Genomic DNA, 18,710 nt, shown 5'->3' with positions numbered 1-18,710 from the left:
CGCTCGCCACAGGTTACTGGTTGCCCGTTCCGTCTCTTAACTGACCGGCATTGGGCCAGTTGAGCCCGGTTTTTCGTGACGCGCTTATTGCGAGCTGAGCAACTGACCGATGCTTGGGTCCTTGAACAGACGAGTCAAGGCATCACTCAGGACGTCGCTGACCAGCTTGGTGTTGGTCTCCTGGTTGGGCGACATGCCAAAACGCTGGTTGAGCGAGGCCGCATAACGGCCGCTGTAGCGGCGGGTGCCGGCGTTGACGTCGGACTTGAAGGTGGCGCCGATGGAAGCCTCGGTCACATACAGGCCTTCCTTGGGCGACTGGTATTTCAACTCAGCCAGGGTAACGGTCAACTGCGGCACGCCCGGCGAGTTGGATGGGGTAAAGCCCAGCAGACGCACGGCCGCCTCGGCCTGGGCCTGCAGCTTGGGCAGCACATCCTGGGCATTGACCGAAATCAGCGCGGTCTCCGGGTACAGGCCACCACGAGAACCCAAGGTCGGCGACGGACGGCCGTCCACCACCCGCACCGACACCGGTTGGCCATGACCCACCGGCGCCAACTGCGTGGTGAGTTTCGGTTGCGGACTGAGTTGTTGCGGGCTGTTGGCGCAGCCAACCAGGGCCAGCGTGGTCACAGTGATCAAACCGAACAACAGGCGTTGCAACATGCGCTTCTCTCCAGAAAAGTCAGGTACCGACAGGCCGCCAGTATAACGGGGGGTCATCGCAGGGAACCAGCGTCAGTTACAACCTATGACTCGCGGCATTATGCGCGGTTCGCTGTCACTCACGTGTCACAGCCGATACATCGCTCCGTCATCCCGCACCGGCATGCTTGGCCTCAATCACAGGAGGCTGATCGCCATGCAATTTCTCTGGTCGTTGTTTACCCGCAAGCCCGCGCTTCGTCAGTTTGCGCTGCTCGATCTGCAAGGTCGCTGCCAGGCGTTCAAAGAGTGCAGCCAGCCACCGGTGGGCGAAGGCTGGGTGGAAATCGAGGAAATTCGTCTGAGCTGGATGCATCGCCCCTTGCCGGCCCATGCCCGTGTCAGCCCACGCGTGGAGCGGGCGTCGCGCCGGCCGGCGTTGGCCGCCTGACCAAATGTCTAATAAAAGTCATAAAACACGCCCATTTCCCTGACGTTCTTCGCTACAATCTCCCCCCGATTATAAGGACGTCTCCTGATCGGGCCTCGCAGCACCGTTAATGCCTCGGTATTAACCCCAGCAATCGCCCACAGAGAGCCGCCCACACAGATCCTGTGAAGCTGGCGCGCTTGCTGTTTGCTCTGCAAACCACCCGTCTTTACCGAATCTGCCAGAGCTGCCATTGCGCTCGGCCACTTGAGTTGTTTGCCCGTTCTGCCGCGTGTCGACGCAGAGCTGCGGGCCAGGTGCCAGGCTGGGGCAGCCCTTTTTTGAGGTTCACGTCTTCAAAAGAGCGTGAAAAAAACGGGTTTTCACAACTTCACAAGAGTGTGGCGAGCAAATGAATAGTTTGGCGTTTGTACAAGCACCATCAGCGTCTGGAACAGCCCAACCGCACAGGACCGAGTGCTCCTCGACAACCGGAGCTTGAGCCTGTCCGCTACGGATTGATTGCACGCATCGCACGCTTTGACCATAAGTCGAATTGCCACAGCCGCCCATGAATGCGTTCATAGGCAGATCAGGCCAGGCAGCAAGCGTGTGCTGACGTTGCAAAGAATTGCGAAACGGACATGGCGATCCTGGCCATGGGTAACCTGGGGCAACACGTGAACCGCCCCGTCACTCCTGGCAGCCATGCCGTCAATTTGGTGCTGCAGATTTTGGAGACGCGTTAAATGGCGCATAACGAAGCAGTCGACGTTGTATTGGTAGGGGCCGGCATCATGAGTGCCACCCTGGCCGTACTGCTCAAGGAGCTCGACCCCGGCCTCAAGCTGGAAGTCGTTGAGCTGATGGATTCGGGTGCCGCGGAAAGTTCCAACCCGTGGAACAATGCCGGTACCGGCCACGCCGGCCTGTGTGAATTGAACTACACACCCCAGGCCGCCGATGGCTCCATCGACATCAAGAAAGCCGTGCACATCAACACCCAGTTCGAGGTGTCGAAGCAGTTCTGGGCGTACCTGACCAAAAAGGGCACCTTCGGCTCATCCAAATCCTTTATCAGCCCGGTGCCGCACCTGAGCTTCGTGCAAGGCGAGAAAGGCGTCGAGTTCCTCAAGAAACGCTTTGAGACCCTGCGCCAGCACCATGCGTTTTCGGACATGCACTACACCGAAGACCGCAGCGAGATGGCCGAGTGGATGCCGCTGATGATGCCGGGCCGCCCGCTCGACGAAAAAATCGCCGCTACCCGCGTCATGAACGGCACCGACGTCAACTTCGGCGCCCTGACCAATCAGTTGCTCAACCACCTCACCAGCTCGGCCGATGCCCAGGTCAAGTACTGCAAGCGCGTCACCGGCCTCAAGCGCAACGGTGCCGGCTGGACCGTGAGCATCAAGGACGTCAACAGCGGCAACAGTCGTGAAGTGGGCGCCAAGTTCGTGTTCCTCGGCGCCGGCGGTGCGGCCCTGCCGCTGCTGCAGGCCTCGGGTATCGAAGAAAGCAAAGGTTTTGGCGGTTTCCCGGTCAGTGGCCAGTGGCTGCGTTGCGACAACCCCGAAGTGGTCAAGCATCACCAGGCCAAGGTCTACAGCCAGGCCGCCGTGGGTTCGCCGCCGATGTCGGTGCCGCACCTGGACACCCGCGTGGTGGATGGCAAGAAGTCGCTGCTGTTCGGGCCTTACGCCGGGTTTACCACCAAGTTCCTCAAGCACGGTTCATTCCTCGATCTGCCGCTGTCGGTGCGCGCCGGCAACATCGGCCCGATGCTGGCCGTAGCCCGCGACAATATGGACCTGACCAAGTACCTGGTCAGCGAAGTGATGCAGTCCATGGAGCAGCGCCTGGAATCCTTGCGCCGTTTCTACCCGGAGGCGAAAGCCGAGGACTGGCGCCTGGAAGTGGCCGGCCAGCGTGTGCAAATCATCAAGAAAGACCCGAAAAAAGGCGGCGTGCTGCAATTCGGCACCGAGCTGGTCGCGGCCAAGGACGGTACGCTGGCAGCGCTGCTGGGCGCCTCCCCAGGCGCGTCGGTGACTGTGTCGATCATGCTGGAACTGATCGAGCGCTGCTTCCCGGCCAAGGCCAGCGGCGAATGGGCAGCCAAGCTGCACGAGATCTTCCCGGCGCGCGAAAAAGTGCTGGAGACCGACGCCGAGCTGTATCGCAGGATCAACGCGCAGAACAACATCAGCCTGGAACTGGTTGAGCAGAGCAACGAGGCCGAGAGCTTCGCCTAAGGCATTGCTGCAATAAAAAACGCCCCGCTCTCACGATGAGAACGGGGCGTTTTTTTTGCGCGACGCAATCAGCCGCGGGCGTTATCGATCAATTCGATGTACTCGGCGGCATTGCGCTGGTCCTTGATCAGGTCGACGAAGGTCTGGCCGTGCTCGTCTTTGCCATCCAGATCCAGGCCGGCTTCCTTGAAGAACCCCAGGAACCGCTCGAAGTCGTCGATACGCAGGCCACGGTAAGCCTTGATCAGTTTGTGCAGGGACGGTGAAGTGGCGTCGACCGGTTCGAAGTTCAGGAACAACTTGATCTGATCGTCGCCGATCTCATCACCAATCACCTGTTTCTTATCTTTACGCATTACCGACTCCAGCCTGCAAACATTTACACGGGGTTTGAAGTCTACCTGCGCAACGCAGGCTTCGAAAGCGCTGCTGGCCCCATGTGACAGGGCGGCCCGGCACTGCCGTTCAATCGAACTGGGCAAGCATCCAGCGTTGATACTCGGCGACGCCGGCATCGCCCTCCCGGGGCGCCCAGTGCGCGAGCTCACCCTCGCCGACCGGTCGATAGGGCCCGGCCTTGCATTCGAACATCACGGTGTCGGGCTGCAGCACCACCAGACCATGGAACACCCCCGGCTGCAGATCGACGCCGGCGCATTCGCTGCCGGCCTGCATCACGCGCCTGGCGATCACTTCGCCGTTGTCGTTGAACACCAGCAGGCCCAGACGGCCCTGGAGCACAAGCAGGGTTTCCGCCTTGTCCGCGCTGAGATGGCGGTGAGGAGGCACGTAGGTGCAGGGTTGCAGGCCCACCGCCATGCGATGGCAAGGCTCATCCATGTCATGGAAGTTATGATGATGCCGCCCACGGGGGCTGGCGGCCGCTTTCTCGGCCAGTTCGGTGAACAGTGTCTGATCCAGAAAGCGGGCCATGCGTTACATCCCTTTGACGGCGTAAATACCATTGGCGTTGCGCCAGTAGCCTTTGTAATCCATACCGTAACCGAAAATATAGCGGTCGATGCACGGCAGGCCGACGAAATCGGCTTTCAACTCGGGACGGGCCTTGCGGTCGTGGTCCTTGTCGATCAGTACGGCGGTGTGCACTTTACGTGCGCCGGCGTGTTTGCAGAAGTCGATAATCGCACCCAGGGTGTGACCTTCATCGAGGATATCGTCGATGATCAGCACGTCACGATCGATGAACGAGACTTCCGGCTTGGCCTTCCAGAACAGGTCGCCGCCGCTGGTTTCATTGCGATAGCGGGTAGCGTGCAGGTAGGACGCTTCCAGTGGGAAGTGCAGGTGAGTCAGCAGCTTGCCGGCGAAGATCAGGCCGCCGTTCATCACACAGAACACCACCGGGTTGGTGTCGGCCATTTCGCGAGTGATGTGTGCGCCGACCTTGGCGATCGCTTCTTCGACTTGCGCTTCGGTGTACAGGCAGTCAGCCTCGCGCATGATTTGACGGATATGCTCGAGATCAGCGGACATGGCGCTCTCCAAGGGGTGCTGTGGCAAGAAAAGCGGGCGAAGGTACGCTTCTCATGCGCTGCGGGCAAGCCTTAATGGACTAACGTACTAGATGTCTATAGGACAACACCCTCGGATAGATTAATCTAGGCCGGTTTTTTTGCCCGCCGCCGGAGCCTTTCCCATGCCCACTCGCGAGATCCGCCACCCGCTGATCCGACACAAACTCGGCCTTATGCGCCGCGCCGACATCAGCACGAAGAATTTCCGTGAGCTTGCTCAGGAAGTCGGAGCGCTGCTCACTTACGAAGCCACCAAGGATTTGCCACTGGAGAGCTACGAGATCCCAGGTTGGGCCGGTCCCGTCCAGGTCGAGAAGATCGCCGGTAAGAAAATCACCGTGGTCCCGATCCTGCGCGCCGGTATCGGCATGCTTGAAGGCGTGCTCAGCCTGATTCCGGGCGCCAAGGTCAGCGCCGTGGGCGTGGCCCGCAATGAAGAGACGCTGCAGGCTCACACCTACCTGGAAAAACTCGTTCCGGAAATCAATGAGCGCCTGGCGATGATCATCGACCCGATGCTCGCCACCGGCAGTTCCATGGTCGCCACCATCGACCTGCTGAAAAAGGCCGGTTGCAAGGACATCCGCGCCATGGTGCTGGTGGCCGCGCCCGAAGGCATCGCCGCCGTCGAGAGTGCGCACCCGGACGTGCAGATCTATACCGCCTCCATCGATGAACGCTTGAACGAACACGGCTACATCATCCCCGGCCTGGGCGATGCGGGTGACAAGATCTTCGGCACCAAGCAGAAGGACGCGTGAGCATGCAGGATGAATTCAACGACCCGCTTTGGCGCCAGATCCTGTCTGGCGCACAAATGCTCTTCGTGGCATTTGGCGCGCTGGTGTTGATGCCACTGATCACAGGTCTTGATCCAAACGTCGCGCTGTTCACCGCCGGCCTGGGCACGTTGTTGTTCCAGGTGGTGACCGGGCGACAGGTGCCAGTGTTCCTGGCATCGAGTTTTGCCTTCATCACCCCGATCATCCTCGCCAAGGGCCAGTTCGGCCTCGCGGCGACCATGGGCGGCGTGATGGCGGCCGGCTTCGTGTATACGTTCCTGGGCCTGGCGGTGAAGATCAAAGGCACCGGCTTTATCGACCGGCTGCTGCCGCCGGTGGTAATCGGGCCGGTGATCATCTCCATCGGGCTGGCCATGGCACCGATCGCCGCAAACATGGCCATGGGCAAGTCCGGCGACGGTGCCGAGCTGATCCATTACCAGACGGCGATGATGATCTCGATGCCGGCGCTGCTGACCACGCTGATCGTGGCGGTATTCGGCAAGGGCATTTTTCGCCTGGTGCCGATTATCTCCGGCGTGCTGGTGGGGTTTGCCATGTCGTTCTACTTTGGCGTCGTCGATACCGCGAAGATCGCCGCCGCACCCTGGTTCGCTCTACCCCACTTCACCGCGCCGGAATTCAACTGGCAGGCGATCCTGTTTATCGTCCCGGTGGCCCTGGCCCCGGCGATCGAACATATCGGCGGTGTGATTGCAGTAGGCAGCGTGACCGGACGCGACTACCTGAAAAAACCTGGCCTGCATCGCACCTTGCTGGGTGACGGCATCGCCACCACGGCCGCCGGCCTGTTTGGCGGCCCGCCGAACACCACCTACGCCGAAGTGACCGGCGCGGTGATGCTGACCAAGAACTACAACCCGAAAATCATGACCTGGGCGGCTATCTTTGCCATCAGCCTGGCATTTATCGGCAAATTCGGCGCACTGCTGCAAAGCATCCCGGTGCCGGTGATGGGCGGGATTCTGTGCCTGTTGTTCGGTTCGATTGCCGCCGTGGGCATGAACACCCTGATCCGCCACAAGATCGACCTGGGTGAGGCGCGCAATCTGGTGATTGTGTCGGTAACCCTGGTGTTCGGGATTGGCGGCGTGTTGGTCGGTACCGGCACCGGCCCGGATGACTTCGGCTTGAAGGGCATTGCCCTGTGTGCCGTGGTAGCGATTGGCTTGAACCTGTTGCTGCCGGGCAATGATGGCTGGAAGAACAAGAAACCGGATGAGCCGTTGATCTAACTGCCGACGCACCCACCAATGTGGGAGGGGCTTGCCCCCTCCCACATTTGATTTCAGTGGATGTCAGAGCTCACCCAACCCATCGATCAACGCCTGGTTCTGCTCCGGTGTACCGATGCTGATCCGCAGGAACTGGGCAATCCGCGCCTGCTTGAAGTGGCGCACGATCACCCCTTGCTCGCGCAACTTGGCTGCCAGTCCGGCTGCATCGTGGCGTGGGTGGCGGGCAAAGATGAAATTGGCCGCTGACGGCAGCACCTCAAACCCCTTAGCTTCCAGCTGCACGACCAATTGGTGGCGGCTGTCGATCACCTGCTGACAGGTTTTCTCGAAGTATTCACGATCGTCGAACGCCGCCGCCGCGCCGACAATTGCCAGGCGATCCAGCGGATAGGAATTGAAGCTGTTCTTGACCCGCTCCAGCGCTTCGATCAGGTCCGGGTGGCCCACCGCCAGGCCTACGCGCAAACCGGCGAGTGAGCGCGATTTGGACAGGGTCTGGGTCACCAACAGGTTCGGGTAGCGGTCCACCAGGCTGATGGCGGTTTCGCCGCCAAAGTCGATATAGGCTTCATCCACCACTACCACCGAATCCGGGCTGGCCTTGAGGATCTGCTCCACCGCGTCCAGAGCCATTACACAACCGGTTGGCGCATTCGGGTTGGGGAAGATGATCCCGCCATTGGGTCTGGCGTAGTCCGCCGTGCGGATCTGAAACTGCTCGTCCAATGGCACCGGCGCCGACTGGATGCCGTAGAGGCCGCAGTACACCGGATAAAAGCTGTAGCTGATGTCCGGGAACAGCAGCGGCAGCTCGTGCTGGAACAGGCCGTGGAAGATGTGCGCCAGCACTTCGTCGGAGCCGTTGCCGAGGAACACTTTGCCAGCATCGATCGCGTAATACCTGGCCACGGCCTGTTTGAGCAGGTCGCTGTTGGGGTCCGGGTACAAACGCAGGTCATCGTTCAACTCGGCCTGCATGGCGGCCAACGCCTTGGGCGATGGGCCGTACGGGTTCTCGTTGGTGTTGAGCTTGACCAACTTGGTCAGCTTCGGTTGCTCGCCGGGTACGTAAGGCACCAGATCCTTGACGAAGGGACTCCAGAATTTGCTCATGTGTTATTTCCCCTCATCCAGGATTCGATACTCGGCGCTACGGGCGTGAGCGCTCAGGGACTCACCACGGGCCAGCACCGACGCGGTCTTGCCCAGCTCGGATGCGCCTTGTGGCGAGCAGAAGATGATTGACGAGCGCTTCTGGAAGTCATAAACCCCCAGCGGCGACGAAAATCGCGCGGTGCCGGAAGTCGGCAGCACGTGATTGGGGCCGGCACAGTAGTCACCCAAGGCTTCGCTGGTATGACGCCCCATGAAGATCGCACCGGCATGACGAATCGACGGCAGCCAGGCCTGGGGGTCGGCCACCGACAATTCCAGATGCTCCGGCGCGATGCGGTTGGCCACTTCAATGGCCTGTTCCATGTCCTGCACCAGAATCAGCACGCCACGACCATTGATTGATTTCTCGATGATTTCGGCACGTTCCATGGTCGGCAGCAACTTATCGATGCTGGCGGCGACCTTGTCGAGGAACTCGGCATCCGGGCTGACCAGGATCGCCTGGGCGTCTTCGTCATGCTCGGCCTGGGAGAACAGGTCCATGGCGATCCAATCCGGGTCGGTCTGGCCATCGCACACCACCAGGATCTCCGAAGGACCGGCAATCATATCGATACCGACCTGGCCAAATACATGGCGCTTGGCAGTGGCGACGTAGATGTTGCCGGGACCAACGACCTTGTCGACCTTCGGCACACTTTCGGTGCCATAAGCCAGCGCCGCAACCGCTTGGGCACCGCCGATGGTGAATACACGGTCGACACCGGCAATACAGGCAGCGGCCAGCACCAGCTCGTTGATTTCACCGCGCGGGGTGGGCACCACCATGACGACTTCAGTCACGCCCGCCACCTTGGCAGGAATCGCATTCATCAAAACGGACGACGGGTACGACGCCTTGCCACCCGGCACGTACAGGCCGGCACGATCCAGTGGCGTGACCTTCTGGCCCAGCACCGTGCCGTCGGCTTCGGTGTAGCTCCAGGAGTCCTGTTTTTGTTGCTCGTGGTAGCTGCGCACTCGCGCCGCCGCCACTTCGAGGGCTTCGCGCTGCGGCACGGTAATGCGGGTCAGCGCCAGCTCCAGGCGTTCACGCGGCAGGATCAGGTCGGCCATGGACTGCACGTCGAGACCGTCGAACTGACGGGTGAAATCCACCAGCGCCGCGTCACCGCGCTCGCGCACCGCCTTGATGATGTCGAGCACCCGCTGGTTGACCGAGTCGTCGGACACGCTTTCCCAACTCAGCAAATGATCCAGATGATGGGCGAAATCCGGGTCGGCAGCGTTGAGTCGGGCAATTGCAGTGGACGTGGTCATAGCGAGGGCCTCATAGGATTGGCAAAAACTCAGGCGCCCTAAACTACCGTTCGCTCCGCTTGGGCACCTGAGAATTCTGGCTATGAGGCGGATAGACGGGCGCAGCCTATGGCCGCGCGGGTGAGTCAACCGCGGTGTCGAGACTCCACTGCCTTGCGCAGGGTGTCGATCAACGCCTGGATTCGGGCGTGCTGCATCTTCATTGATGCCTTGTTGACGATCAGGCGGGAGCTGATGTCAGCGATGAAATCCTGTGGTTCGAGACCGTTGGCACGCAGGGTGTTGCCGGTATCGACCACGTCGATGATCTTGTCGGCCAGGCCGATCAGTGGCGCCAGCTCCATGGAGCCGTAGAGTTTGATGATGTCGACCTGACGGCCTTGCTCGGCGTAGTAGCGCTTGGCGACGTTGACGAACTTGGTGGCCACACGCAGGCGGCCCTTGGGTTCAACGTCACCGACGCGGCCGGCGGTCATCAACTTGCACAGGGCAATACGCAGGTCCAGCGGTTCGTACAAGCCCTGGCCACCATATTCCATCAGCACGTCCTTGCCGGCGACGCCAAGGTCGGCCGCGCCATGTTCAACATAGGTCGGCACGTCGGTGGCCCGCACGATCAACAGACGAACGTCGTCCTGGGTGGTGGGAATGATCAGCTTGCGGCTCTTGTCCGGATTCTCGGTCGGCACGATGCCCGCTTCAGCCAGAAGCGGCAAAGTGTCGTCAAGGATGCGGCCCTTGGACAGTGCGATGGTCAACATGGGAAACGTCAATCCTTCATCAGGCTATTGCTGCCTGGTCGCAAACGGCGCCAGACACAGATCGAGGCCATGACAGCCTCGATTTGGAACACATTCAGCATACCGCGAACTGACACCGTCTGTGGTGAGCGGGCTTGCGCGGTGCGGGGTTGAGTAGCGACCCCAAAGCGGGGACTGCTGCGCAGTCCAGCGCGGGGCAAGCCCGCTCACCACAACAAGCCCGCTCACCACAACAAGCTCGCTCACCACAGCAAGCCCGCTCACCACAGTGACGGTGTTTTCAGTTCCGGGACTAGCCCGGTACTCGGCGGATTTTCGCGCCGAGCATCTGCAGTTTTTCCTCGATGCACTCGTAACCACGGTCTATGTGGTAGATGCGATCGATCAAGGTGTCACCGTCCGCACACAACGCGGAGATCACCAGGCTGGCCGATGCGCGCAGGTCGGTGGCCATGACTGGCGCGCCCTTGAGCTTGTCGATACCGGTGACGATGGCAGTGTTACCTTCAACCTGGATCTTCGCGCCCATGCGGTGCAGCTCATAAACATGCATGAAACGGTTTTCGAAGATGGTCTCGATCACGGCACCGGTGCCTTCGGCAATCGCGTTCAAGGAAATGAACTGCGCCTGCATGTCGGTCGGGAACGCCGGGTACGGAGCGGTACGCACATTGACGGCTTTTGGCCGCTTGCCGTGCATGTCCAGCTCGATCCAGTCTTCGCCGCAGGTGATTTCGGCACCGGCTTCGCGGAGTTTTTCCAGGACCGCTTCCAGGATGGTCGGATCGGTATCCTTGACCTTGACGCGACCACCGGTGACGGCGGCGGCAACCAGGTAGGTGCCGGTCTCGATCCGGTCAGGCATGACCTTGTAGGTTGCGGTGTGCAGACGCTCTACGCCATCAATGGTGATGGTGTCGGTGCCGGCGCCGGAAACCTTCGCACCCATGGCGTTCAGGAAGTTGGCCAGGTCGACCACTTCCGGCTCGCGCGCGGCGTTTTGCAGGACGCTGCGACCGTTGGCCAGGGCAGCGGCCATCATGATGTTCTCGGTACCGGTCACGCTGACGGTATCGAAGAAGAAGCTCGCGCCACGCAGGCCGCCTTCCGGCGCCTTGGCCTTAATGTAGCCGCCTTCGACGTCGATGATCGCGCCCATGGCTTCCAGGCCACGAATGTGCAGGTCTACCGGACGCGAACCGATGGCGCAACCGCCAGGCAGTGCCACTTCGGCTTCGCCGAAACGGGCAACCATCGGGCCCAGTACCAGGATCGACGCACGCATGGTTTTCACCAGCTCGTACGGTGCGATCAGGGTCTTGATGGTACGCGGGTCGATTTCGACAGCGAGTTTCTCGTCGATCACCGGCTCGATGCCCATGCGACCGAACAGCTCGATCATGGTGGTGATGTCATGCAGGTGCGGCAGGTTGGCCACGGTGACCGGGCCATCGCACAGCAGGGTCGCTGCCAGGATCGGCAAGGCGGAGTTTTTCGCACCGGAAATGCGGATCTCGCCATCAAGGCGGGCACCGCCGGTAATAATCAATTTATCCATAAGAATCTCGACGCCTTGGGGGCTCAGGTGCGCTCGGCCCAGGCCGCGCGGCTGAAAAATTTCATAGTGACCGCATGGATGCTGCCATCGGTGATCCACGGGTTCAAATGGGCATAGATCTGCTGCTGACGCTTGACCGGGCTCAATGCCGCCAGTTCATCGCTAATCACGTTCAGCTGGAAATTGCAGCCTTCGCCTTCAACTGCAACCTCAGTATTCGGCAGCTTTCCTTCAAGGAAGCTCTTAACTTCTAGGGCCTGCATGCTCAACCTCTATCGGCGCCCAGTGCGCGCGGGTCGCACATCATACAAAAAAGCCCCGCGCCTGCGAACCCCGCATAGCAGGACTCTGACGGGGGGCTTGCTTGAAGACGTGTATTAAGGATGCGCCAACAGCTCGGTCAGACCGGAAACTTCGGCAATTTCGCGCATGTCTTCAGGTAACGCACGGATGCTGACGGTTTTTTGGGCCGCCTCGGCATCGCGCATGAAGCACAGCAGCAACGACAGGCCGACACTGCTGGATTTGGTCACCGCCGAACAGTCCAGTACCAGCGCGGGCGCGGTACTGGTCTTGATCAACGCCTGCCCCTGCTTGCGCAGGTCAGGCCCGGTGCGGTAATCCAGCACGCCGCTGAGGAATAACTCACCGGCGTCGCCAAGACGCACAGCCGACTCGGTCATTGCGCAGCCTTCCCGGCTTCTTTGTCGGACGTTTCCTTGGCCTTGGCGACTTCACCGGCCCAACCATTGATGGTCTTGTCCAGGTCGTTGCCATTGCGCTGCATGGCGTCGGCGAACTGATCACGGAACAGCTTGCCGATGTTGATGCCGTTGATGATCACGTTACGCAACTTCCATTCGCCCTTGACCTTCTCCAGGGTGTACTGGACAGGGTAGACGGCACCGTTGTTGCCCTTGACGCTCATGTTCACGCTGGTGCGATCACCCGACTCATCGCCGGCGGGTGCAACGGTAATGCCCTGGTTGTTGTACTCGAGCAACGCATTGCCATAGAACTGGAACAGGCCGCGCTTGAAGTTTTCCTGGAAGCGCTGCATCTGCTCAGGGGTCGCCTTGCGCGAATACTTGACCGTCATGATGCTGCGGGAAATGCCTTCGGCATCCACCACCGGTCCGACAATGCTGTTGAGCGCATCATAGAACTTACTCGGGTCTTGCTTGTACTGTTCTTTGTTGGCGGTCAGATCAGCCAACATTTTGTTGGTCGTGTCCTGCACCAGATCGTGCGCAGAACCCGCCGCGTTGGCCATCAATGGCAGCGCTGCAAGCAGTACCAGAAGGCCACGTCGCAAGGTAGAGATCATGTACAGAGTCCTCATTTGGCGTCTTTATTGACCGTATTGAGCAAAAATTTTCCGATCAGGTCTTCAAGCACCAGCGACGACTGCGTGTCGTGGATGGTCGAACCATCCTTGAGCAGGGCTGTTTCCCCGCCCACGCTGACACCGATGTATTTCTCGCCCAGCAGACCCGCAGTGAGGATAGACGCAGTGGAGTCGATCGGCAGGTTGTCGACCTTCTTGTCCAGTTGCATCGTCACTCGACCGGTGAAACTGTCGCGATCCAGATCGATTGCCGTGACCTTGCCGATCGTCACGCCGGCCATGGTCACTTTAGCTCTGACAGTCAAACCGGCGATATTGTCGAAGTAGGCGTAAAGTTTATAAGTGTCGGCGGTGGGGCTGGCCGACAGGCCACTGACCCGCAGGGCCAGCAACAGTAAAGCCAGGATGCCAGCCAGCAAGAAAAGGCCGACACCGATTTCCACAGTGCGGTTTTGCATCAGAAATCTCCAAACATCAAGGCGGTCAAAATGAAGTCAAGGCCCAGTACCGCCAGCGAGGCGTACACAACGGTCTTGGTGGTGGCGCGACTGATCCCTTCTGAAGTGGGCTCACAGTCGTAGCCTTGGAATACGGCAATCCACGTCACGACAAAGGCAAAGACGATGCTCTTTATAATGCCGTTGAGTACATCACCGTTGAAGGTGACGCTGTTCTGCATGTTGGCCCAGTAGGAACCGTCGTAGACGCCCAGCCAGTCCACCGCCACCCAGGAACCGCCCCAGATACCGACCACGCTGAAGATCATCGCCAGCAGTGGCAGGGATATGAAGCCGGCCCACAGGCGCGGGGCAACAATGTATTTGAGCGGGTCGACGCCGATCATTTCCAGGCTGGACAACTGCTCGGTGGACTTCATATTGCCGATTTCGGCGGTCAGCGCGGAACCCGCGCGCCCGGCGAACAGCAACGCGGTGACCACCGGCCCCAGCTCGCGCAGCAGCGTCAGGGCAACCATCTGCCCCACCGCCTGCTCCGAGCCGTAGCTGGACAGGATATTGAAGCCCTGCAATGCCAGCACCATGCCGATGAACACCCCGGAGACCACAATGATCACCAGGGACATCACGCCGACGGCATGCAGTTGCTTGATCAACAGGCCAAAACCGCCGCCAATGCCGCCGCGGCCGAGCAAGGCGTGAAACAGAAAAATCGTCGAGCGGCCCAGCACTTCGACGATGTCGATGCCCGAGCGACCGAAAAGGCGAACCTTTTCGATAAGAGATGTTTTGCGCATCAGCGCTTCCCCAGAAGATCTGCGCGGTAATCCGCTGCCGGAAAGTGAAAAGGCACCGGGCCATCCGGATCGCCGGTCATGAATTGACGAATGCGCGGGTTGTCGGCATTCATCAGCTCTTCAGGCGTACCCTGCCCCAGTACCTGACCATCGCCCACGACGTAGAGGTAGTCGGCAATGCTCGCGGTTTCCGCCAGGTCGTGGGAGACCACGATACTGGTGATGCCCAGCGCATCATTGAGCAGCCGGATCAGGCGTACCAGCACGCCCATGGCGATAGGGTCCTGGCCGACAAAAGGCTCGTCGTACATGAGGATCTGCGGGTCGAGCGCAATAGCACGGGCCAGGGCGACACGACGCTTCATGCCCCCGGACAGCTCGTCGGGCATCAGGTCAATGGCGCCGCGAAGGCCCACGGCCTGCAGCTTGAGCAGCACAATGTCGCGAATCATTTCGTCCGAAAGCTGGGTGTGCACCCGCAGTGGAAATGCCACGTTCTCGAAAACATCAAGGTCAGTGAACAGTGCCCCACTCTGAAACAGCACGCCCATGTGCTTGCGCGCATCGAACAGATCACTGCGCGACAGGGTCGGCAGGTTCTGGCCGTTGACCCACACTTCACCGGCACTGGGGCGCAATTGCATGCCCATCAAGCGCAGCAGGGTGGTCTTGCCGCAACCGGAAGGCCCCATGATGCCCGTGACCTTGCCGCGTGGAATGCGAATATCGACGTTATTGAAGATGCTGCGCGTCCCGCGCTTGAAGGTCAGTCCCTTCAGCTCGACCGCGTAGGCGTTATCGGCACTCATCTAAACTCCTTGGGATGCAGCTTCTCACTCAGACACCACCTCTGCGACAAACGTTTGCAACGGTTGCGCAATATATATAGCCACGTGGGCTGAGCGGACCGAACTGGCGGCGAACTATAGCACTGCTGGTACAACGCCCCCAAGGCCGGAACTGCGCCAGTTCAGATAAGAGACAGGGAAAAAACGTTGCCGGGCGTGAATCTCAGGCATCGGCAGAATAAAGCCTGACGAACTTGCGTGAGGGAATTGATCATTACCGCTATAATCGCCGACTTTTCGTCAGGCTATACGATTTCAGACATGAGCCAATCCAGCGACCTTATTCAATCCGCACAGCGCACTATTCGCCTCGAGCTTGAAGCCGTGGAAGGCTTGCTGGCCCATATCGACGCGGATTTTGTACGCGCCTGCGAGATGATTCTGGCCAGCAAGGGCCGCGTGGTGGTGGTTGGCATGGGCAAGTCGGGCCATGTCGGCAACAAGATTGCCGCCACCCTGGCCAGCACCGGCACCACCGCGTTTTTCGTGCACCCGGCCGAAGCCAGCCACGGCGACATGGGCATGATCACCAAGGATGACATCATCCTGGCGCTGTCCAACTCGGGGACCACCAACGAAATCGTCACCCTGTTGCCGCTGATCAAACGCCTGGGCATCCAGATGATCAGCATCACCGGCAACCCGGAGTCGACCCTGGCCAAGGCTGCCGAAGTGAACCTGAATGTGCATGTGGCCCACGAGGCCTGCCCGCTGAACCTGGCACCGACCTCCTCCACCACCGCCGCGCTGGTGATGGGGGATGCACTGGCCGTGGCATTGCTGGAAGCCCGCGGGTTCACCGCCGAAGATTTCGCGTTTTCCCACCCGGGCGGCGCGCTCGGCCGACGCCTGTTGCTGAAAGTCGAAAACGTCATGCATTCGGGCGATGAGTTACCCCATGTACCGCGTGGCACCCTGCTCAAGGATGCGCTGATGGAAATGACCCGCAAGGGTCTGGGCATGACCGTGATCCTCGAAACCGATGGGCGCCTGGCCGGGGTATTCACGGACGGTGACCTGCGGCGCACGCTGGACCGCACCATTGATATCCATACCGCAACCATCGACGCGGTGATGACGCCCCACGGCAGGACGGCGCGTCCCGAGATGCTGGCCGCAGAAGCCTTGAAGATCATGGAAGACCACAAGATCGGCGCACTGGTGGTGGTCGATAGCGACAACCACCCGATCGGCGCCCTGAACATGCACGACTTGCTGCGTGCGGGAGTGATGTAAATGAGCAGCGACCTGTTGCAACGCGGCAAGCACATCAAGCTGGCCATTTTTGACGTCGACGGCGTACTGACCGACGGTCGCCTGTACTTTCTCGAAGACGGCAGCGAGTTCAAGACCTTCAACACCCTCGATGGCCAGGGCATCAAGATGTTGATAGCGGCAGGGGTGCAAACCGCAATTATCAGCGGTCGAAAAACCCCGGTTGTGGAACGTCGCGCACAAAACCTGGGGATTGCTCACCTGTATCAGGGCCGCGAGGATAAACTGGTGGTTCTGGACGAGCTCCTGGGCCAACTCAATCTAAGCTATGAGCAGGTCGCTTACCTCGGTGATGACCTGCCCGACCTGCCGGTCATTCGTCGGGTCGGTCTGGGCATGGCAGTGGCCAATGCCGCGACATTCGTTCGCGAACATGCCCACGGCATAACCACGGCCCGTGGCGGCGAAGGTGCCGCACGCGAGTTCTGCGAATTGATCCTGCGCGCCCAGGGCCGCCTTGAAGCGGCTCACGCCGCCTACCTATAGAGCGTTATATGCTGAGCAAAAAGATTCGCAACTTCCTGTTATTCGGGGTGATCGCCGCGCTGTTCCTGGCGGTGGGCTACTGGAATATCAGCCCGGAGCGCTTTCTCGACCAGCCTGCCGCGCAGGTCGATGAGGGCGCTATCGACTATTACGCCACCAACGCCTACAGCGTGCAGTTCCTGCCGGACGGCAAGGTGCAGTACGAGATGACCTCGGACAAAGTCGAGCACCTGAAGGCCTCCGAAGTCACCCTGCTGACCAACCCGGACTTGAACCTGTACCGCGGCACGGAGTTTCCGTGGCATGTGACCAGCAAGCATGGCGAGGTCAACCCGGACGGTACCCAGGTCGAACTGATCGACTCGGTGCGCGTCGCACGCACTGACGCCCAGAACCGCGACACGATTATTACCAGCAGTCGCATGACCGTATTCCCACAACAGCAATATGCGCAGACCGAGCAAGACGTTAGAATCGACGGCGCTGGCGGTGTATCGACTGGCAAGGGAATGAAAGCGTATTTGAAAGAAAGCAGGATACACCTGCTATCGAACGTAAGAGGACAGTATGAGGCTCGTTAAAACTCTCCCGATTTTGCTCGGTCTTGGCGCAGCACTGGGAAGCGTGAGCGCCTGGGCTCTGCCGAACGATAGCGAGCAGCCTATCCGTATCCAGGCTGACGATGCGCAGCTGGATGACAAGCAAGGCGTCGCCACCTATAAAGGTGACGTAATCATTATCCAGGGCTCGATGAAGATCACCGGTAACACGGTAACCCTGACGCGCACCCCGGCAGGCGACATCGACGTGGTGACGTCGGTGGGCAACCTTGCCTACTTCGAACAGAAGCAAAAGGCAGAAGATCCAGGCCCGATGAAGGGCTATGGCAAGACCATCCAGTATCATGCGCAGCAGAACCGCATTGTGCTGATCGATCAGGCCAAGGTGCTGAGCGCCGACGGTAACTCCACCGAAGGCGAGAAGATCGTCTACAACACCAAGACCCAGGTCGCCCAGGCGGGTCGTGCCAACGGCACCAAGGTCAGCGCGCCGCGCCCACGCATCGACATGGTTATCCAGCCGAAGAAGAAGGCCGAGTAATGGCAACCCTGAAAGCCCAGCATCTGGCCAAGGCCTATAAAAGCCGTCAGGTCGTGCGCGATGTCAGCCTGTCGATCGACAGCGGCCAAATCGTCGGTTTGCTCGGCCCCAACGGCGCCGGCAAGACGACCTGCTTCTATATGATCGTCGGCCTCGTCCAGGCCGACCAAGGGCGCGTACTGATCGACGACCTGGATGTCAGCCATCAACCGATGCACGGCCGTGCCCGTGCCGGTATCGGCTATCTTCCCCAGGAAGCTTCGATCTTCCGCAAACTCTCGGTAGCCGACAACATCATGGCGATCCTTGAGACCCGCAAGGAACTCGACCGCGACGGCCGTCGCGCAGAACTGGAAAGCCTGCTGCAGGAATTCCATATCAACCATATTCGCGACAACCTGGGCATGAGCCTGTCCGGTGGCGAGCGCCGCCGCGTGGAAATCGCTCGGGCATTGGCCACTGCGCCCAAGTTCATCCTGCTGGACGAGCCGTTTGCCGGCGTCGACCCGATTTCGGTCGGCGACATCAAGCAGATCATCCACCACCTCAAGGCCAAGGGCATTGGCGTGTTGATCACCGACCACAACGTCCGTGAAACACTCGATATCTGCGAAACGGCTTATATCGTCAACGATGGACAGCTGATTGCCGAAGGCGATTCAGCCACCATCCTGGCCAACGAGCTGGTCAAGGAAGTGTACCTGGGTCACGAATTCCGCCTGTAAACACC

General features: G+C 60.1%; 23 protein-coding genes. 9 read left to right on the top strand and 14 right to left on the bottom strand.

Features of this window, described 5'->3' with window-relative positions; all coding sequences use genetic code 11:
- Nucleotides 1-84: 84 nt before the first annotated feature.
- The gene (locus QRN10_RS04490; protein ID WP_181080650.1) at nucleotides 85-669 is read right to left on the bottom strand and encodes a YajG family lipoprotein; all 585 of its coding nucleotides are present in this window, start codon (nucleotides 667-669) and stop codon (nucleotides 85-87) included.
- A 196-nt stretch (nucleotides 670-865) separates the two neighbouring features.
- Here QRN10_RS04490 and QRN10_RS04485 point away from each other — a divergent pair, with 196 nt between their 5' ends.
- Both QRN10_RS04485 and mqo read left to right on the top strand, forming a co-directional pair.
- Entirely contained in the window at nucleotides 866-1,099 is a 234-nt protein-coding gene (locus QRN10_RS04485; RefSeq protein ID WP_181080649.1) for a hypothetical protein, read from the top strand.
- A 728-nt stretch (nucleotides 1,100-1,827) separates the two neighbouring features.
- Nucleotides 1,828-3,336: a malate dehydrogenase (quinone) gene (gene mqo, locus QRN10_RS04480; RefSeq protein WP_285427910.1), complete on the top strand. Its 1,509-nt coding sequence runs from the start codon at nucleotides 1,828-1,830 to the stop codon at nucleotides 3,334-3,336.
- Between the two features lie 68 nt (nucleotides 3,337-3,404).
- Here mqo and QRN10_RS04475 read toward each other — a convergent pair whose 3' ends face one another.
- The 3 genes from QRN10_RS04475 to QRN10_RS04465 all read right to left on the bottom strand — a co-directional run bounded on the left by QRN10_RS04475 (nucleotide 3,405) and on the right by QRN10_RS04465 (nucleotide 4,830).
- Nucleotides 3,405-3,692: a PA4642 family protein gene (locus QRN10_RS04475; protein ID WP_181080647.1), complete on the bottom strand. Its 288-nt coding sequence runs from the start codon at nucleotides 3,690-3,692 to the stop codon at nucleotides 3,405-3,407.
- 109 nt (nucleotides 3,693-3,801) lie between these two features.
- The gene (locus tag QRN10_RS04470; protein ID WP_253510491.1) at nucleotides 3,802-4,269 is read right to left on the bottom strand and encodes a WbuC family cupin fold metalloprotein; all 468 of its coding nucleotides are present in this window, start codon (nucleotides 4,267-4,269) and stop codon (nucleotides 3,802-3,804) included.
- A 3-nt stretch (nucleotides 4,270-4,272) separates the two neighbouring features.
- Nucleotides 4,273-4,830 (bottom strand): hypoxanthine-guanine phosphoribosyltransferase, encoded by a 558-nt coding sequence (locus QRN10_RS04465; protein ID WP_181080645.1) that lies wholly within the window; start codon nucleotides 4,828-4,830, stop codon nucleotides 4,273-4,275.
- 163 nt (nucleotides 4,831-4,993) lie between these two features.
- Here QRN10_RS04465 and upp point away from each other — a divergent pair, with 163 nt between their 5' ends.
- Together upp and QRN10_RS04455 are read left to right on the top strand one after the other, a co-directional pair.
- The gene (gene upp / locus QRN10_RS04460; RefSeq protein ID WP_181080644.1) at nucleotides 4,994-5,632 is read left to right on the top strand and encodes a uracil phosphoribosyltransferase; all 639 of its coding nucleotides are present in this window, start codon (nucleotides 4,994-4,996) and stop codon (nucleotides 5,630-5,632) included.
- Between the two features lie 2 nt (nucleotides 5,633-5,634).
- Complete coding sequence (locus tag QRN10_RS04455) at nucleotides 5,635-6,909, top strand: uracil-xanthine permease family protein (RefSeq protein WP_034095928.1); 1,275 nt, start codon at nucleotides 5,635-5,637, stop codon at nucleotides 6,907-6,909.
- A 63-nt stretch (nucleotides 6,910-6,972) separates the two neighbouring features.
- Here the strand turns inward: QRN10_RS04455 and hisC are convergent, their stop codons facing one another.
- The 10 genes from hisC to QRN10_RS04405 form a co-directional block, all read right to left on the bottom strand.
- Nucleotides 6,973-8,025 (bottom strand): histidinol-phosphate transaminase, encoded by a 1,053-nt coding sequence (gene hisC, locus QRN10_RS04450; RefSeq protein WP_253510489.1) that lies wholly within the window; start codon nucleotides 8,023-8,025, stop codon nucleotides 6,973-6,975.
- Between the two features lie 3 nt (nucleotides 8,026-8,028).
- Nucleotides 8,029-9,348 (bottom strand): histidinol dehydrogenase, encoded by a 1,320-nt coding sequence (gene hisD / locus QRN10_RS04445; RefSeq protein ID WP_285427909.1) that lies wholly within the window; start codon nucleotides 9,346-9,348, stop codon nucleotides 8,029-8,031.
- Nucleotides 9,349-9,473: 125 nt separating this feature from the next.
- Nucleotides 9,474-10,109: an ATP phosphoribosyltransferase gene (gene hisG, locus QRN10_RS04440; RefSeq protein WP_003188599.1), complete on the bottom strand. Its 636-nt coding sequence runs from the start codon at nucleotides 10,107-10,109 to the stop codon at nucleotides 9,474-9,476.
- 292 nt (nucleotides 10,110-10,401) lie between these two features.
- Entirely contained in the window at nucleotides 10,402-11,667 is a 1,266-nt protein-coding gene (gene murA, locus QRN10_RS04435; protein WP_181080641.1) for a UDP-N-acetylglucosamine 1-carboxyvinyltransferase, read from the bottom strand.
- Nucleotides 11,668-11,690: 23 nt separating this feature from the next.
- Nucleotides 11,691-11,930 carry a BolA family protein gene (locus QRN10_RS04430; protein WP_010567702.1) on the bottom strand — a complete coding sequence of 80 codons (240 nt, stop codon included), beginning with the start codon at nucleotides 11,928-11,930 and terminating at the stop codon, nucleotides 11,691-11,693.
- 114 nt (nucleotides 11,931-12,044) lie between these two features.
- The gene (locus QRN10_RS04425) at nucleotides 12,045-12,350 is read right to left on the bottom strand and encodes an STAS domain-containing protein (protein WP_181080640.1); all 306 of its coding nucleotides are present in this window, start codon (nucleotides 12,348-12,350) and stop codon (nucleotides 12,045-12,047) included.
- Nucleotides 12,347-12,994 carry an MlaC/ttg2D family ABC transporter substrate-binding protein gene (locus QRN10_RS04420; protein WP_181080639.1) on the bottom strand — a complete coding sequence of 216 codons (648 nt, stop codon included), beginning with the start codon at nucleotides 12,992-12,994 and terminating at the stop codon, nucleotides 12,347-12,349. Before QRN10_RS04420 ends, QRN10_RS04425 begins: the two co-directional genes overlap by 4 nt.
- 11 nt (nucleotides 12,995-13,005) lie before the next feature.
- Complete coding sequence (mlaD, locus tag QRN10_RS04415; protein ID WP_181080638.1) at nucleotides 13,006-13,473, bottom strand: outer membrane lipid asymmetry maintenance protein MlaD; 468 nt, start codon at nucleotides 13,471-13,473, stop codon at nucleotides 13,006-13,008.
- Nucleotides 13,473-14,270, bottom strand: a complete 798-nt coding sequence (gene mlaE / locus QRN10_RS04410) for a lipid asymmetry maintenance ABC transporter permease subunit MlaE (protein ID WP_167417298.1) — start codon at nucleotides 14,268-14,270, stop codon at nucleotides 13,473-13,475. The genes mlaD and mlaE overlap by 1 nt, the downstream gene beginning before the upstream one ends.
- A complete protein-coding gene (locus QRN10_RS04405; protein WP_105520876.1) occupies nucleotides 14,270-15,079 on the bottom strand; it encodes an ATP-binding cassette domain-containing protein in 810 nt (269 codons plus the stop codon). Before QRN10_RS04405 ends, mlaE begins: the two co-directional genes overlap by 1 nt.
- 300 nt (nucleotides 15,080-15,379) lie before the next feature.
- Here QRN10_RS04405 and QRN10_RS04400 point away from each other — a divergent pair, with 300 nt between their 5' ends.
- From QRN10_RS04400 to lptB, 5 genes are read left to right on the top strand one after another with little or no spacing between them, the layout of a single operon-like run.
- A complete protein-coding gene (locus QRN10_RS04400; RefSeq protein ID WP_285427907.1) occupies nucleotides 15,380-16,354 on the top strand; it encodes a KpsF/GutQ family sugar-phosphate isomerase in 975 nt (324 codons plus the stop codon).
- Nucleotides 16,355-16,879 carry a KdsC family phosphatase gene (locus tag QRN10_RS04395; RefSeq protein WP_181080635.1) on the top strand — a complete coding sequence of 175 codons (525 nt, stop codon included), beginning with the start codon at nucleotides 16,355-16,357 and terminating at the stop codon, nucleotides 16,877-16,879.
- Between the two features lie 8 nt (nucleotides 16,880-16,887).
- Nucleotides 16,888-17,460, top strand: coding sequence for an LPS export ABC transporter periplasmic protein LptC (gene lptC / locus QRN10_RS04390; RefSeq protein ID WP_181080634.1), 573 nt, complete (start codon nucleotides 16,888-16,890; stop codon nucleotides 17,458-17,460).
- Nucleotides 17,447-17,980 (top strand): lipopolysaccharide transport periplasmic protein LptA, encoded by a 534-nt coding sequence (lptA, locus tag QRN10_RS04385; RefSeq protein WP_034095915.1) that lies wholly within the window; start codon nucleotides 17,447-17,449, stop codon nucleotides 17,978-17,980. Before lptC ends, lptA begins: the two co-directional genes overlap by 14 nt.
- Nucleotides 17,980-18,705: an LPS export ABC transporter ATP-binding protein gene (gene lptB, locus QRN10_RS04380; protein ID WP_048723959.1), complete on the top strand. Its 726-nt coding sequence runs from the start codon at nucleotides 17,980-17,982 to the stop codon at nucleotides 18,703-18,705. The genes lptA and lptB overlap by 1 nt, the downstream gene beginning before the upstream one ends.
- Nucleotides 18,706-18,710 lie beyond the last annotated feature (5 nt).

The organism is Pseudomonas sp. lyk4-R2A-8 (assembly GCF_030209095.1).
Classification (GTDB): domain Bacteria; phylum Pseudomonadota; class Gammaproteobacteria; order Pseudomonadales; family Pseudomonadaceae; genus Aquipseudomonas; species Aquipseudomonas quebecensis.
The sequence above is the reverse complement of the archived record's forward strand: the minus strand, read 5'-3'. Positions and strand labels throughout refer to the sequence as shown.

Bases quoted from the DNA above. Each gene is read 5' to 3' on its own strand.
- lptA (WP_034095915.1), top strand. From the start codon at position 17,447: ATGAGGCTCGTTAAAACTCTCCCGATTTTGCTCGGTCTTGGCGCAGCA.
- QRN10_RS04485 (WP_181080649.1), top strand. From the start codon at position 866: ATGCAATTTCTCTGGTCGTTGTTTACCCGCAAGCCCGCGCTTCGTCAG.
- mlaE (WP_167417298.1), bottom strand. From the start codon at position 14,270: ATGCGCAAAACATCTCTTATCGAAAAGGTTCGCCTTTTCGGTCGCTCG.
- lptC (WP_181080634.1), top strand. From the start codon at position 16,888: ATGCTGAGCAAAAAGATTCGCAACTTCCTGTTATTCGGGGTGATCGCC.
- QRN10_RS04430 (WP_010567702.1), bottom strand. From the start codon at position 11,930: ATGCAGGCCCTAGAAGTTAAGAGCTTCCTTGAAGGAAAGCTGCCGAAT.
- hisG (WP_003188599.1), bottom strand. From the start codon at position 10,109: ATGTTGACCATCGCACTGTCCAAGGGCCGCATCCTTGACGACACTTTG.
- QRN10_RS04465 (WP_181080645.1), bottom strand. From the start codon at position 4,830: ATGTCCGCTGATCTCGAGCATATCCGTCAAATCATGCGCGAGGCTGAC.
- upp (WP_181080644.1), top strand. From the start codon at position 4,994: ATGCCCACTCGCGAGATCCGCCACCCGCTGATCCGACACAAACTCGGC.
- QRN10_RS04420 (WP_181080639.1), bottom strand. From the start codon at position 12,994: ATGATCTCTACCTTGCGACGTGGCCTTCTGGTACTGCTTGCAGCGCTG.
- hisC (WP_253510489.1), bottom strand. From the start codon at position 8,025: ATGAGCAAATTCTGGAGTCCCTTCGTCAAGGATCTGGTGCCTTACGTA.
- QRN10_RS04490 (WP_181080650.1), bottom strand. From the start codon at position 669: ATGTTGCAACGCCTGTTGTTCGGTTTGATCACTGTGACCACGCTGGCC.
- mqo (WP_285427910.1), top strand. From the start codon at position 1,828: ATGGCGCATAACGAAGCAGTCGACGTTGTATTGGTAGGGGCCGGCATC.
- mlaD (WP_181080638.1), bottom strand. From the start codon at position 13,473: ATGCAAAACCGCACTGTGGAAATCGGTGTCGGCCTTTTCTTGCTGGCT.
- lptB (WP_048723959.1), top strand. From the start codon at position 17,980: ATGGCAACCCTGAAAGCCCAGCATCTGGCCAAGGCCTATAAAAGCCGT.
- QRN10_RS04425 (WP_181080640.1), bottom strand. From the start codon at position 12,350: ATGACCGAGTCGGCTGTGCGTCTTGGCGACGCCGGTGAGTTATTCCTC.
- QRN10_RS04475 (WP_181080647.1), bottom strand. From the start codon at position 3,692: ATGCGTAAAGATAAGAAACAGGTGATTGGTGATGAGATCGGCGACGAT.
- QRN10_RS04470 (WP_253510491.1), bottom strand. From the start codon at position 4,269: ATGGCCCGCTTTCTGGATCAGACACTGTTCACCGAACTGGCCGAGAAA.
- QRN10_RS04400 (WP_285427907.1), top strand. From the start codon at position 15,380: ATGAGCCAATCCAGCGACCTTATTCAATCCGCACAGCGCACTATTCGC.
- QRN10_RS04395 (WP_181080635.1), top strand. From the start codon at position 16,355: ATGAGCAGCGACCTGTTGCAACGCGGCAAGCACATCAAGCTGGCCATT.
- murA (WP_181080641.1), bottom strand. From the start codon at position 11,667: ATGGATAAATTGATTATTACCGGCGGTGCCCGCCTTGATGGCGAGATC.
- QRN10_RS04405 (WP_105520876.1), bottom strand. From the start codon at position 15,079: ATGAGTGCCGATAACGCCTACGCGGTCGAGCTGAAGGGACTGACCTTC.
- hisD (WP_285427909.1), bottom strand. From the start codon at position 9,348: ATGACCACGTCCACTGCAATTGCCCGACTCAACGCTGCCGACCCGGAT.
- QRN10_RS04455 (WP_034095928.1), top strand. From the start codon at position 5,635: ATGCAGGATGAATTCAACGACCCGCTTTGGCGCCAGATCCTGTCTGGC.